Source organism: Acinetobacter sp. P1(2023), assembly GCF_028367635.1.
Classification (GTDB): Bacteria; Pseudomonadota; Gammaproteobacteria; order Pseudomonadales; family Moraxellaceae; genus Acinetobacter; species Acinetobacter pittii_E.
The window spans coordinates 146,831-160,200 of sequence record NZ_JAQNDD010000002.1; the positions used below are offsets into that span (position 1 = coordinate 146,831).

Sequence of the window (13,370 nt, forward strand, 5' to 3'; positions counted from 1 at the left end):
AAAAATCATTGTATATCTATAAATGATAAAGATTTTTAATTTCTGGTTACGCTTGGAAACAATGTTATATAAATTAACAAGTTAAAAAAATTAGTTTCTTAAAGTTGTGATATAAAAATAGTCATTACTCATGAGTACAGGATAATTTTATGGATATTATAGATATTAAGATCAAAGATCAGTTTGACCAGATTCATGATGCAAAAGCGCAACTAAAGAAAAATTTAGTGGAACATGAAAATGAGCCTTTAAAGCTGAGCCAACGTATTGAGCATATTATTGTTGATAATGAAATTATTTTGCCTACCACTGAATTATTGTTCGAAAGTGAACAAAACGAAAATATTTATCGAGTAGTGGAAGAGTAAGAGAGTGCCTTAAATCAAATAGATGAAAACAGTAGAGAGTAGTGTTTAGTAAAAAATAGAAACTACGTTAAAATAACAGCTTAGTTCTAATGAGAAAACTTCATGCTGCTGGAAAAAATTTTACAATCACAAGGGTTTGGTTCACGTAAATATTGTCAGCAGTTAATAAAAAATGGATCTGTAAGTATTGATGGAGAGGTTGTAAGTGAACTTAAAAAACAATTCTCTCCTGAAAATTTAGAATTTTCTCTTTTTGGAGAAACTTATCAATATAGAGAAAAAGTTTACCTCGCTTTAAAAAAACCAAAAGGTTTTGAATGTTCACATCAGCCTCACCATCATCAAAGTGTATTTAGCCTTTTACCGGAAATCATGATTCAACGTGGCGTGCAAGCCATTGGCCGTCTAGATCAAGATACCACAGGCTTACTTTTACTTACCGATGATGGTAAATATCTTCAAGCTTTAACCCATCCTCGTAAACATGTTCCAAAGGTCTATCATGTTACGACTATAGATCCAGTCACACCTGAGCAAATTGAAAGGTTGAGACAAGGCGTAAGTTTGCATCAAGAAAAAGGTGTGTTTGCTGCAACGGATGTAGAGATATTAGCAACTCATCAATTGACTATGACAATTCATCAAGGTGTTTATCATCAAGTAAAAAGAATGATTGCAGCTGTAGGAAATAAAGTAGAAGCATTGCATCGCCATCAAGTAGGGCAATTGGTTTTACCTGAACTTGAAGATGGAGAATGGGTGTATTTATCTGAACAACAAAAACAGCTCGCTCAAAATATTATTTGAGGAAACAATGAAAAGTTTGGAACTCACTATCTCGAATGAATCCCATTTGTTCATATAAACGATGAGATTCATGGTTGTTACTTTGGGTTTCTAAACTAATCCGCAAAGCATTTTCTTGTTTTGCAAATAAGATTGCTGTGTCAATTAGTTGTTTAGCTGAACCTTGACGACGGAAAACGGGTGTAACATAGACATCATCTAAGATATAGTAAGTTGAACAAGCAACTGAAGAAAAACCTAAATAGAGTAAAATAAAACCCGTAATTTTCTCGTCTTTAATATGAATGAAGAACACACTTTCTCTGTTCTCAAAACGTTGTTTAAGGAAGTGAAGAGATTCATTAAAATTAGAAGAGGCCCCATAAAATTGGCGGTATTCATCAAATAAAACGGCGAGTTGCTCTAAATCTTCAAAAGTCGCTCGTCTAACGATCATTTGGCACTCCTTGTAACTTATCATTATGTTTTTACAAAGAGAGCATAACGAAAAAAAGAGCTTTTTGACGTTAAAACTTGTTTATAAATGCAACAGTGTTAAGTTTTGTCGCTTTCACCAAGAAGAGCATTCAGTTCTTCAAATAAATCTTCATGGTCGTCATCTTCAGCTAAAGTCAAAGGGTTTTGGTTCAATGAAGATGCTTTTGCTTTTCTCAGCTTTAATAATTGTTCCATATTAATATTCTGATTTTCGATCGCAAAAGGAATAGATTTAGTGAGTACGACCTGTTTGAAAAAAAGTCGTACCGCTTGGGCAGGGGTAATTCCAAGTTGTTTAAAAACAGCAAAAGCCTGCTTTTTTTCTTGGGAGTCAAGTCGAACCTGATAAACTTCTGTTTTTCGCATGAATAACAAAACCAAATGATTTTTAATTTTTAGGAATTCATTTTAAACCATCGCAATGTAATTTCAATGTTATTTGGCATAAAAAATAATCTTTTTGTCATTACGGTTGCATTACAATGTCAATTCAAACTTAGAATTAAAAGACATTCCCTCTTTTGTTAGAGGATCTATAAATGAAATATGCTTAGCTAAAAGTTGTAAGGGTTCCGAGAAATCATCTTCAGCTTTGTGCTGAACTATTGGATAAAATGGGTCATTTTTAATCGGAATGCCTAAGTAATTAAGATGCACGCGAAGTTGATGCTGTTTCCCAGTTGTTGGGGTTAAGCGATATTTTGCCCAAATCTGATTGTGCTCGATCAACTCGATATAAGTCTGAGTATTGGCTTTAGCATTTTCTATAACCTGCATGGTGTAAAAAGGACGACCTTTATCTAAATGCAAATGTAAGGTTTGAGGAAAATTTAAATCTTTTTTATAAGGTGCAACAGCGTGATAAATTTTATTTACTTGGCGCTCTGCGAATAATTGTTGGTAAATACCGCGTGACTCAACTCGCTTGCAAAATAAAACCACGCCAGCAGTTTCACGGTCTAAACGATGAATAGGGGTTAAAAATTCATTACCTGTTTGTTTTTTGAGACGAACTAAAAGTGTTTCTTGAACATATTGTCCAGTCGGGCTAATTGTTAAAAAATGTGGTTTATCGACCACTAATAAATCATCATTCTCAAATAAAATCCGATGTTCAAATGGAACATGCGGTTCATAGGCAAGAAAGCGATAATAAAAAATATGGGTGTTGCTTACATAGGGACTAGTTAAAGTTAATTTATCCCCATTTGCTGCATATACAAGCCCGTCTTGAAATCTTTGTTTCCACTCATCTGTTCTAATATGTGCAAAATGACCACATAGATACTCATAAATCGTTTGAGTATCTTTTTGCGGAGGAAGATAGACTTGACTCGCACTTACTCCATCAATCATGGGGGGAAGAAATTCATTTGGACTAGACATAAGAAAGTATGAATATTTAAGAAAATTGATATAAAAAAAGCCAACTTCTAGGGCTTAAGTAGGCTTTTAAGGCAGGGCAATGTTATCATATCGATTATTTCGAATCATGTTATGTGTGCTATGTCGTATTCATTGAAATTGGTCTTAAATCATGAAGAAGATACTGAGCGTTTAGCTCAAGCTTTGGCGCAGCATGTTCAGTCGGGTGTAATTTATTTAATTGGGGACTTGGGCGCGGGTAAAACCACACTTACGCGCTATTTCTTACAGGCTTTAGGTCATAAAGGCTCTGTTAAAAGTCCAACTTATACACTCGTTGAGCCATATAAAATTAATGATAAAGAAATTTTTCATTTTGACTTGTATCGCTTGAATGATCCGTATGAACTTGAATTAATGGGAATCCGTGACTATTTAGATATCACTGATGCGTTATTTTTGTTTGAATGGCCATCTAAAGGTGGTGATGAAATTCCACAAGCGGATATCATCATTGACATTCAAAAGTCAGATGATGAGTTGAGCCGGTTCGTAACATTAACTGTACCAACAGAAAATTTATACCAGATTTTGCAGGAACAGCTTCATGACTGATGAAAAGCTAACACAACGTCGTATCCATACATTAGACGCAGCGTTAGCGAACCAGATTGCAGCGGGTGAGGTAATTGAGCGTCCTTCTTCTGTGGTCAAAGAATTATTAGAAAACTCTATCGATGCCGGCGCGACTGAACTGATTGTACGAATTGCTCAAGGTGGTTCGACTTTAATCGAAATCATTGATAATGGGCACGGTATTCATCCGGACGATTTGGCGCTTGCTGTCATGCGTCATGCCACAAGTAAGATTAAAACCGCTGAAGATTTACATGCGATTGTAAGTTTGGGATTCCGTGGAGAAGCCCTAGCTTCGATTGCTGCTGTCTCAAGATTGACTTTAACCAGCAGCCAAGATGAAAGTGGTATTGGTCACCAGGTTGAAGTAAACGGTACAGCATTTGATCATCAAGAGGTACAAGCTGTTGCAGCACAAAAAGGTACCCATATTCGAGTTCAGGACTTATTTTTTAATGTTCCTGCACGTCGTAAATTCTTAAAAAAACCAACCACTGAATTTGGTCATATTGAAGAAATCGTTCGCCGTCTAGCCCTAACACATTTCGATATACGTTTTGTGCTTGAACATAATGATAATATTAGAATTAATTTACCTATAGCAGATAGTGGAGAACTGCGTTTTCAGCGAGTTCAGCAGTTATTAGGCTCACAATTCGTACAAAATGCATATTGGATTGATGCTGAAAGTATTAGCATGCGCTTATCAGGTTGGCTTGGTCATCCTTCAGATGCACGTGCACAGGCCGACATGCAATATGTCTATGTGAATGGCCGTATTGTCAAAGATAAAACAATTTCACATGCCCTACGCATGGCCTATGATGGTATTTTGCATGGTCATCAACATTCATCTTATTTACTTTTCTTAGAAGTTGATCCTGAAAATATTGATGTCAATGTCCATCCGACTAAACATGAAATTCGCTTTTTAAATCAAAGAGAAGTACATGAGTTTGTAAGGCATTATGCAAAAGAAACTCTAGCGCAATTTCAGACAGCGAGTGCTGATCTAGCTCAAGCGATGAAAGCGGATGAAAGCTCAGATTACTCAGTACAACCGCAGCCTAAATATCAAGAACAATTTTCATTGCACCGAGCAAAGGAAGCTTTAAACCCAGATAACGAAGAACGAACCCAGCCTGCGCCAACAGAGTTGTTAACCGATTTTAACGCTAGCCGTCCGCAAGCAGTTCAGTATGCAGATCAAACACCCAAATATAATGGTTCTGCTCAATTAAATAATGCTTTAAAAACTTATTTAGCGCCTCTGCGTGATCAACCTGCGAGTTTCTCGGTAAATGAAGATATAGAGCCAGTTGCTAAAGTAGATGAGTTTCCATTAGGGATCGCAATTGCTCAACTACATGGAATTTATATTTTAGCCCAAAATACCGAAGGGCTTATTATTGTTGATATGCATGCGGCCCATGAGCGTATTTTATTGCAGCAAATGAAAAATGCTTGGGATAAACCGGAATTTTGGACATCTCAGCAATTGCTTATACCTAAAGTGATTTCCATTAGCCGTATGCAAGCTGTTAGGGTTGAGGAATTAAAACCTCAGCTTGAGCGCCTAGGTTTGGAAATTGATTTATACGGTGATGAGCAGGTTATTGTTCGTGGTGTGCCAGCCATTTTGCAAAAAGCTGATTTTGAAAATCTCATTCCAGAACTTTTAAACGATTTAGATCCGAATGATGAAGCACAAGGATTACTTCAAAAAAGAGATGAGTTACTCGCTGGAATGGCATGTCATGGGGCAGTGCGTGCACATCGACAACTCAGTCTTTCAGAAATGAATGCTTTACTTCGTCAAATGGAACAAACCGAATTTGCGAGCCAATGTAACCATGGGCGGCCAACTTGGCGTGCATTTCCATTATCTCAACTAGATAAATTATTTGCTCGAGGAGAGTAGTTTTACATGTCAAATCAATTGCCCGTCATCAATTTAATGGGACCAACTGCGAGCGGGAAAACCGCTTTGGCATGTGAATTATATGAGCGTGGAAATTTTGAACTAATTTCTGTTGATTCTGCACTCGTCTATAAAGATATGGATATCGGTACTGCTAAGCCAACACGTGAAGAACAATCGCTCTATCCTCATCACCTCATTGATATTATTACTCCTTTAGAAGTCTATTCAGCTGCTCAATTTGTTGAAGATGCCTGTAAATTAATTGATGAAATGCATTCGCGTGGGAAAACTCCTATTTTAGTAGGAGGGACAATGTTGTATTTCAAGGCATTATTAGAGGGCTTGTCTGGTAATTTGCCAAGCGCAGATGCAGAAATTCGAGCTGCAATTGAAGAGAAAGCTCTAAATCAAGGATGGCAGGCAGTTTATGATGAGTTAGTTTCTGTAGACCCAGCTGCAGCTATAAAGTTTAATGTGACTGATAAGCAACGGATTATTCGGGCTTTAGAAGTTTATAAAATAACGGGCGAACCAATTACTAAATTACAGGCAGAACAACCAAAAAACGTACCATATCGATACATATTTCATAACTATGCTTTGCTTCCAGATCGGGTAGAATTACATCAACGCATTGAGCAAAGATTAAGCAAAATGTGGGATATCGGTTTTTTGAGTGAAGTTGAAGCTCTAATTGAAAAATACGATTTAGATGAAAATTTACCCTCAATGCGTTCAGTGGGTTATCGACAAGCACTAGAATTTTTATTAAAAAGTGACTTAAGTCTCAAAAGTAAACGTGAAATGGAGGATAAAGCTTTATTTGCAACACGACAACTTGCCAAACGTCAATATACGTGGTTACGTTCTTTGCAAGAAATACACGATTTTAAAACTTACTTGACGATAAAGCAGGCGAAAGAAGACTTGCGAAACTCTTATGGATAAAGCAAAATTTGCACACTGTCTTTTTATAATTTTTAGTTGAAAAATAAAGATAGTTTTTTTGCGCTGATTTAAAAATTTTTTTTTGGAGTTAAAAATGTCTAAAGGTCAAACTTTACAAGATCCGTTCTTAAATTCTCTCCGTAAAGAACGTATCCCTGTTTCTATTTTCCTTGTGAACGGTATTAAATTACAGGGTCATATTGAATCTTTTGACCAATATGTTGTTTTATTAAAAAATACTGTAAGTCAAATGGTTTACAAACACGCGATCTCAACTGTTGTTCCAGCACGTAACCCACGTCCAGCAGGCGCTCAAGGTACAGGCTTCCCAGCACAAGGTGGCACTCAAGGCGGTTTTGGTGGTCAAGGTAGCGGCTTCGGCGGTGCTCAAGGCGGCGGCTTCGGCGGCGCTCAAGGTGGCTTCGGCGGCGCTCAAGGCGGCTTCGGTGGTCAAGGCGGCTTCGGTGGTCAAGGTGGCGGCTTCGGTGGTCAAGGTGGCTTCGGTGGTCAAGGTGGCTTCGGTGGTCAAGGCGGTTTCGGCGGTCATCAAGGTGGTTTTGACAACGATACTAAATTTGAAGATGGTCAAGACGACGAAAATAATCGTTAATTGAAATCTAAAAAAGAAACCAGTCAGATAATGACTGGTTTTTTTATGTGTATTTAAAAGTTGCTTCCAAATATTTAACTGGTCATGGGTAAGGATTTGAACATGATAGCTAATATATTTAAATAAATAGGGCTTAACAAATGATATTAATATTAGCTGCTGCTTTAAGCAGTGTCTTGGTGTCTATCCTATTAAAAAATTTAAAGAGAAAAGGTTATCAACCCTTACAAATGATTGCATGGAATTATGCAAGCGCAAGTCTGCTTTGTTTTTTGTGGTTTCAGCCTGATATTCAACATGTTTCAATACAACATACGCCTTGGTGGCTAATTATTGCCTTAGGGATAATTTTACCTAGTATTTTTTTATGTCTTACTAAATCATTAGAATATGCCGGAATTGTTAAGACAGAACTTGCCCAACGACTTTCGGTTGTTCTCTCTTTACTTGCAGCATATTTCTTTTTTCATGAGCAATTTAATGCATTAAAACTATGGGGAATAGGCCTAGGAATTTTTGCAGTCTTACTTGTCTTATTTGGGCAAATGAATTCTTTCTCAAATCATCAATCTCAAAAAGCGATATTTGCTCTATTAAGTGTATGGTGTGGTTATGCAGCAGTAGACATTCTCTTAAAATATACAAGTAGTCTAGGACTTCAGTTTACACTTACTTTAAATCTTATTTTTATTACTGGTTTTATATTATCGATTTCATATTTACTCGTACAGAAAAATCAAAAGTGGCAATTTAAAAGTACGCTAGCTGGATTAGTATTAGGTGTACTTAATTTTTTGAATATTGCTTTATATGTAAAGGCTCATATTCTTTTAAAAGATTCACCTGCAATTGTTTTTGCAAGCATGAATATTCTTGTGGTGTTATTGGGGATTGTCAGTGGAGTGATCTTATATAAAGAAAAATTAAAATGGCCTACTATTTTGGGGATTCTTTTAGGAATAAGTGGGGTAATTTGTTTGGCAAGTGCGATGGCTTCATAGTTCAAGAGAGTCGAACCTCTTGAACTATTTAGATCTTTATAAGTATGTGAAAATCACTTCATCTGGCAAACGTGATTTAGGAAGTTTGGCATTAAAGTCACTTTCACTACGATAGCCTAGTGAAACAATCACAGAGCTTCTTAAGCCTTTTTCAGTTAATCCGAGCTCAGTATTTAAAACTTCTTCATCAAAGCCACCCATTGGAGTTGCGTCAATGCCTTCTAACCCGGCAGCAAACAGTAACTGTCCTAAAGCAATGAATGTTTGGTTTTCCATCCATCCATATAAATTTTTCTGTTCATTTCGATAAAATTCAACATAGCCATGGCGAGTATCTTTTTGGCCAAGCTTTGCTTTTTCATCTTTAAAACGACCACTTAAATCATCTTGTTCAAGTAATTGATTTAAATATTCAGATGAAATATCTGTTTTTGTGCAGAAAACAATTGTATGTGATGACTCAAGCACTTTGGGTGCATTGTAAGCATATTTGCCTGTTAAGGCTTTCGCGATACGTTCTTTAGCAGCGAGATTATCTGCAACTACGAAATGCCAAGGCTGAATATTTACTGAAGAGGGAGTGAAACGTAATATTTCTAATAATTTATTAAGTTTTTCTTGAGGAATTTTTTTCTCAGGATCGTACGCTTTGGTAGTGTAGCGACTTTTTACCGTATTTAATAAATCCATACTTTACTCCATATTAATCTTATTACAATGGAAGGGTTCTAATCTTTGGCATCATACGCGATTTTAGAGAAAAACCTCTGCATTTTAATGTGCTAAGGAAATATAATACTTATATAAAATTTTTACTAATTTTTTGAAAATGTTTGAATTAATATCAATTAATCGAAAAAGTAAACTGCGAGAAATTAGAATTATTAAAGCCTTTCTAATTTTTGCATTTGTATTGAGTCTTCTCTAGCTAATAATTCCAGACAACCAATTCAAGCTGTTTCGTATTTGTAGATGGATCAATTTCCAAAATATAAGCTTGATCTTCACGCCAATCGCCAAGAACAATTCGTTGTTTAGCTTGTACCTGATGAATTGAAGGGCGATGAGTATGCCCATGAATCAGTATATCTACATCTTCTAAAGCAGAAATAACAGCTTGTTCATTCACATCCATAATTTCATAGCTTTTTTGCTCTTTATCAGCAGAGCTTCTTTTACGAAAACCATTCACCAGTTTGGTACGAAAACTGAGAGGTGTCCGGCGTAAAAGAGCAACTAAGAGCGGATTTCGAATAATCTTCTTAAATCTTTGATAAGAAATATCATCTGTACATAGAGCATCACCGTGTTCTAAACGGTACTGATGTCCAGCAATGTTGAGATAATAAATGTCAGGTAGTAATACACCGTTAAATTTATTAAGAAAAACCTGATTTAAGGCAAAATCACGGTTGCCAACTTGAAAGTAAACCCGATTTCCTTTTTTGCTAAATTCTTTTAATGCTTCAACAATTTCATCGAGCCATGGTGCTGAGTAATCATCGCCAATCCAAGCGTTAAACCAATCACCTAAAATATAAAGCTGTGTTTGTTTATTTTGATAATGCACCAATAAATCTAAAAACCCTCGAACAAGTCGAGGGTGTTCAGGTGACAAGTGTAGATCTGAAATAAACAGATAAGTCACAGCTTATTCCTAAAATTATTCAGAAATAATTTTAGCAGATTCGATAACAACGTTTTCTAAAGGAACGTCAGCGTGGTAACCACGGTTGCCTGTGCGAACACCTTTGATCGCTTCAACAACGTCCATACCTTCAACAACTTTACCAAATACAGCATAACCCCAACCTTGAGCAGTTTTTGAGGTATGGTTTAAGAAAGAGTTGTTTTTTACGTTAATGAAGAACTGTGCAGAAGCAGAGTGAGGTGCTTGAGTACGTGCCATAGCAATCGTACCAACATCATTGCTTAAACCGTTGTCCGCTTCGTTTTCGATAGAATCACGAGTTGCTTTTTCTTTGAAGTTTTCATCCATCCCGCCACCTTGGATCATGAAACCATCAATGACACGGTGGAAAATAACGCCGTCATAAAAACCGTCACGTACATATTCTAAAAAGTTTGCTACTGTTTTTGGTGCTTTTTCAGTATTTAGTTCAAGAACAATACGACCTTTATTGGTGTTTAATTCGACTTGAGGAAAACTCATTACATTAATCTCCTAAACATGGGCTTATGACCATGGGTTTTTGGTTGAGAGAAGCATAAGCAAACTGTAAACTACAAGGCAAGTAAAAAACGTTAAAATCTTTGTGAAAAATGAAGATAGCGTTTAAATTTTTCGAAATTTATCTACAAAGAAGTGATTGATACACTATGAAGCCTAATGATGTTGTCTCGAACCTGCCAAATAACCCGACACCGAATACTCATGCCTCTGTCGATTCTGCGCAGCAAGAACAACAGGCTGGCTTAGATTTTGTTCGCCAAGTCATTACTGATGATTTAGCAACGGGTCGTGCAAAACAGATCGTAACGCGTTTTCCACCAGAACCAAATGGCTATTTACATATTGGCCATGTAAAAGCAATTTGCTTGAACTTTGGTGTGGCTGAAGAGTTTGATGGTTTATGTAATTTGCGTTTTGACGATACAAATCCTGATGCTGAAGAACAAGAATATGTTGATGGTATTGCGAATGATGTGAAATGGCTTGGTTTTAACTGGAATGGTGAACCACGCTATGCATCAGGTTACTTTGATCAATTATATGCATGGGCAGTTCAATTGATTGAACAGGGCGATGCATATGTAGATTTACAATCTCCAGAAGAAATTAAGTTAAACCGCGGTAGCTTTGTTGAACCGGGTAAAAACTCTCCATACCGTGATGCCTCTATTGAAGAAAACCTTGCTCGTTTTGAAAAAATGCGTAATGGTGAGTTTAAAGAAGGTGAAGCAGTTTTACGTGCCAAGATTGATATGGCAAGTTCAAATGTACACATGCGTGATCCGATTTTATATCGTGTATTGCATTCAGAGCATCACCAAACTGGCGATAAATGGAAAATCTATCCAATGTATGACTACGCTCATCCATTGTCTGATGCCATTGAAGGGATTACTCATTCACTTTGTACATTGGAATTCCAAGATCACCGTCCGTTTTATGACTGGGTTGTAGAAAAAGTAAAATCTAAAGCAGTTCCACATCAATATGAATCTTCACGTTTAAACGTTGATTACACCATCACTTCAAAACGTAAACTACGTAAATTGGTGGAAGGTGCCCATGTAAATGGTTGGGATGACCCTCGTATGCCAACCGTAGTAGGTATGCGCCGTCGTGGTTTTACTCCTGAAGGTTTACGTGATTTCTGTAAACGTGTAGGCGTGTCAAAAACTGATGGTATTGTAGATGTTGCAATGCTTGAGTTCTGTATTCGTCAATCTTTAGAAAATACTGCTGCGCGTGGTATGGCTGTTTTAAGTCCACTTAAAGTGACTTTAACTAACTTACCTGAAGATATGGATCTTACTCATGCTCGCCATCCTAATGTGGATATGGGTGATCGTGTGATTCCTTTAACTAAGGAAATCTATATTGACCGTAAAGATTTTGAAGAAGTACCACCAAAAGGCTTTAAACGATTAATTCCTGATGGTGAAGTACGTTTACGCCATGCTTATGTCATTAAATGTGATGAAGTAATTAAAGATGCAAACGGTGAGGTGATTGAGCTGAAGTGTTCAATCGATCCTGAAACTTTAGGCAAAAACCCTGAAGGTCGTAAAGTAAAAGGCGTGATTCACTGGGTGTCTGCAACTAAAGGTATTCCTGCTGAAGTACGTATTTATGATCGATTATTTACAGAAGCTGACCCAGAAACTGGTGATGATTTCTTAGCAAACTTAAATCCAGATTCTTTGAAAGTAGTTCAGGCAGTCATTGAACCTGCTTTAGCTCAAGCGAAGCCAGAAGATCGTTTCCAATTTGAGCGTGAAGGTTATTTCGTTGCTGATCAATACGATCACACTCCTGAAAAGCCTGTGTTTAACCGTGTTCTTGATTTAAAAGACAGCTTTAAGCCTGAGAAAAAGTAAGACCCAACATATTTTGATTAAATTTTAGCTAACAAAAAAGCCCAACTGTAAAGTTGGGCTTTTTTGTTAGATGTCTTCTCATATTTTCTTTTTCTTTATGATTAACGTCCTTGGCAAAGTAGCTTAGGTTGGGTTAATCACATAAAAATAAAGAACTAATACGGTAAGAAGAATACATGCAAGCAATAAATAGGTATTTACCGTATTAAAGCTTTTAATAAATTTCCAGATGTCCATAGTAAATCAGCGTATATTTTATGTTACAAAATTAATAAATTTATAATACACGTAATTTAAAAGTAAATGTTCCCAAAGATAGATTAATAATCTATCTTTGGGTAAAAAATAAACATTCAGTTTATAAATATAATTTGATTAATATATTAAATTGTAGATTAACTTATATTATTAACCACTATATCCAATGCGTTTTAGAAATTTTTGAATTACTTCAAATGCTGCATGTTCGAGTGCTTGAGCATGTTGTAAGTTTTCTTCTCGAAGTTTTGGAATTGAAATATTGGCATTGCGAAGTTCGCATGTATGGCCAATCAGCCATTTCTCAAAATTTTCTTCTGTCGTTTCAATATGGAATTGCAATGCAAGAATATTATTCCCAACTTCGAATGCCTGATTGGTATAAATCTCTGAGCTAGCTAATAGCACAGCATTTTCAGGAAGATCGAAAGTATCACCATGCCAATGTAGAACATGCACATTATTAAGCAAAGGAGATAACACCTGATTGGCACGTAAACTTAAGCTTAAGGCTCCCCAGCCAATTTCTTTTTGATGTCCTGCATATACTTTTGCGCCAAGTGCATGAGCAATAAGCTGCGCACCTAAACAAATACCAAGTGTAGGTTTGTCTGCTGCCAAGCGTTGTTTGAGTAAAGCGATTTCATCTTTTAAAAACGGATAATCTTCGGTTTCGTAAACCCCGATTGGTCCACCTAAAATAATAGTTAATCCATCGTGTGTAAAAGCAGCAGTTAAATCATCTACACCGGCCTCAAAATAACGGACGCGAAATCCAAGTTGATAAAAGACATCTTCTAATGAACCTAGGTCTTCGAAAGCAAGATGCTGGATGGCATAAATAGTTTTAGGGAAGGCGTTTGTTGTGTTCATACAAATGATTCATAGAAGATCAATAGGTGGAGTAT

At 36.5% G+C, this 13,370-nt stretch carries 15 protein-coding genes; 8 read left to right on the plus strand and 7 right to left on the minus strand.

Going from position 1 to position 13,370, the window contains the following annotated elements:
* Positions 1-149 precede the first annotated feature (149 nt).
* Together POD11_RS03765 and POD11_RS03770 are read left to right on the plus strand one after the other, a co-directional pair.
* A complete protein-coding gene (locus tag POD11_RS03765) occupies positions 150-368 on the plus strand; it encodes a hypothetical protein (RefSeq protein WP_016140601.1) in 219 nt (72 codons plus the stop codon).
* A 102-nt stretch (positions 369-470) separates the two neighbouring features.
* Complete coding sequence (locus POD11_RS03770; protein ID WP_262456429.1) at positions 471-1,175, plus strand: pseudouridine synthase; 705 nt, start codon at positions 471-473, stop codon at positions 1,173-1,175.
* Here the strand turns inward: POD11_RS03770 and POD11_RS03775 are convergent.
* The 3 genes from POD11_RS03775 to POD11_RS03785 all read right to left on the minus strand — a co-directional run bounded on the left by POD11_RS03775 (position 1,168) and on the right by POD11_RS03785 (position 3,038).
* The gene (locus POD11_RS03775) at positions 1,168-1,611 is read right to left on the minus strand and encodes a GNAT family N-acetyltransferase (protein ID WP_016140603.1); all 444 of its coding nucleotides are present in this window, start codon (positions 1,609-1,611) and stop codon (positions 1,168-1,170) included. The two genes, POD11_RS03770 and POD11_RS03775, sit on opposite strands and share 8 nt — an antisense overlap.
* Before the next feature lie 98 nt (positions 1,612-1,709).
* Positions 1,710-2,018: a type II toxin-antitoxin system RelB/DinJ family antitoxin gene (locus POD11_RS03780; protein WP_224991309.1), complete on the minus strand. Its 309-nt coding sequence runs from the start codon at positions 2,016-2,018 to the stop codon at positions 1,710-1,712.
* A 111-nt stretch (positions 2,019-2,129) separates the two neighbouring features.
* Positions 2,130-3,038 carry a pseudouridine synthase gene (locus tag POD11_RS03785; RefSeq protein WP_262456434.1) on the minus strand — a complete coding sequence of 303 codons (909 nt, stop codon included), beginning with the start codon at positions 3,036-3,038 and terminating at the stop codon, positions 2,130-2,132.
* A 120-nt stretch (positions 3,039-3,158) separates the two neighbouring features.
* Here POD11_RS03785 and tsaE point away from each other — a divergent pair, with 120 nt between their 5' ends.
* From tsaE to POD11_RS03810, 5 genes are all read left to right on the plus strand, one after another.
* Positions 3,159-3,632, plus strand: coding sequence for a tRNA (adenosine(37)-N6)-threonylcarbamoyltransferase complex ATPase subunit type 1 TsaE (gene tsaE, locus POD11_RS03790; RefSeq protein WP_262456436.1), 474 nt, complete (start codon positions 3,159-3,161; stop codon positions 3,630-3,632).
* The gene (gene mutL / locus POD11_RS03795) at positions 3,625-5,574 is read left to right on the plus strand and encodes a DNA mismatch repair endonuclease MutL (RefSeq protein WP_262456438.1); all 1,950 of its coding nucleotides are present in this window, start codon (positions 3,625-3,627) and stop codon (positions 5,572-5,574) included. The genes tsaE and mutL overlap by 8 nt, the downstream gene beginning before the upstream one ends.
* 6 nt (positions 5,575-5,580) lie before the next feature.
* On the plus strand, positions 5,581-6,525 hold the full coding sequence (miaA, locus tag POD11_RS03800; protein WP_262456439.1) for a tRNA (adenosine(37)-N6)-dimethylallyltransferase MiaA: 945 nt from the start codon (positions 5,581-5,583) through the stop codon (positions 6,523-6,525).
* A 94-nt stretch (positions 6,526-6,619) separates the two neighbouring features.
* Positions 6,620-7,135, plus strand: a complete 516-nt coding sequence (gene hfq, locus POD11_RS03805) for an RNA chaperone Hfq (protein ID WP_016140609.1) — start codon at positions 6,620-6,622, stop codon at positions 7,133-7,135.
* Between the two features lie 140 nt (positions 7,136-7,275).
* Positions 7,276-8,136 carry a DMT family transporter gene (locus POD11_RS03810; RefSeq protein WP_262456440.1) on the plus strand — a complete coding sequence of 287 codons (861 nt, stop codon included), beginning with the start codon at positions 7,276-7,278 and terminating at the stop codon, positions 8,134-8,136.
* 36 nt (positions 8,137-8,172) lie between these two features.
* Here POD11_RS03810 and nfsB read toward each other — a convergent pair whose 3' ends face one another.
* The 3 genes from nfsB to POD11_RS03825 all read right to left on the minus strand — a co-directional run bounded on the left by nfsB (position 8,173) and on the right by POD11_RS03825 (position 10,309).
* A complete protein-coding gene (gene nfsB / locus POD11_RS03815) occupies positions 8,173-8,826 on the minus strand; it encodes an oxygen-insensitive NAD(P)H nitroreductase (RefSeq protein WP_262456442.1) in 654 nt (217 codons plus the stop codon).
* A 238-nt stretch (positions 8,827-9,064) separates the two neighbouring features.
* Positions 9,065-9,784 carry a UDP-2,3-diacylglucosamine diphosphatase gene (locus POD11_RS03820; RefSeq protein WP_262456443.1) on the minus strand — a complete coding sequence of 240 codons (720 nt, stop codon included), beginning with the start codon at positions 9,782-9,784 and terminating at the stop codon, positions 9,065-9,067.
* A 15-nt stretch (positions 9,785-9,799) separates the two neighbouring features.
* Entirely contained in the window at positions 9,800-10,309 is a 510-nt protein-coding gene (locus tag POD11_RS03825; protein WP_002122280.1) for a peptidylprolyl isomerase, read from the minus strand.
* A gap of 167 nt (positions 10,310-10,476) precedes the next feature.
* On the opposite strand from POD11_RS03825, the gene POD11_RS03830 reads away from it, so the two are divergent.
* Positions 10,477-12,204 carry a glutamine--tRNA ligase/YqeY domain fusion protein gene (locus POD11_RS03830; protein WP_262456446.1) on the plus strand — a complete coding sequence of 576 codons (1,728 nt, stop codon included), beginning with the start codon at positions 10,477-10,479 and terminating at the stop codon, positions 12,202-12,204.
* 408 nt (positions 12,205-12,612) lie between these two features.
* Here POD11_RS03830 and POD11_RS03835 read toward each other — a convergent pair whose 3' ends face one another.
* Positions 12,613-13,335, minus strand: a complete 723-nt coding sequence (locus tag POD11_RS03835) for a glutamine amidotransferase (protein WP_262456448.1) — start codon at positions 13,333-13,335, stop codon at positions 12,613-12,615.
* Positions 13,336-13,370 lie beyond the last annotated feature (35 nt).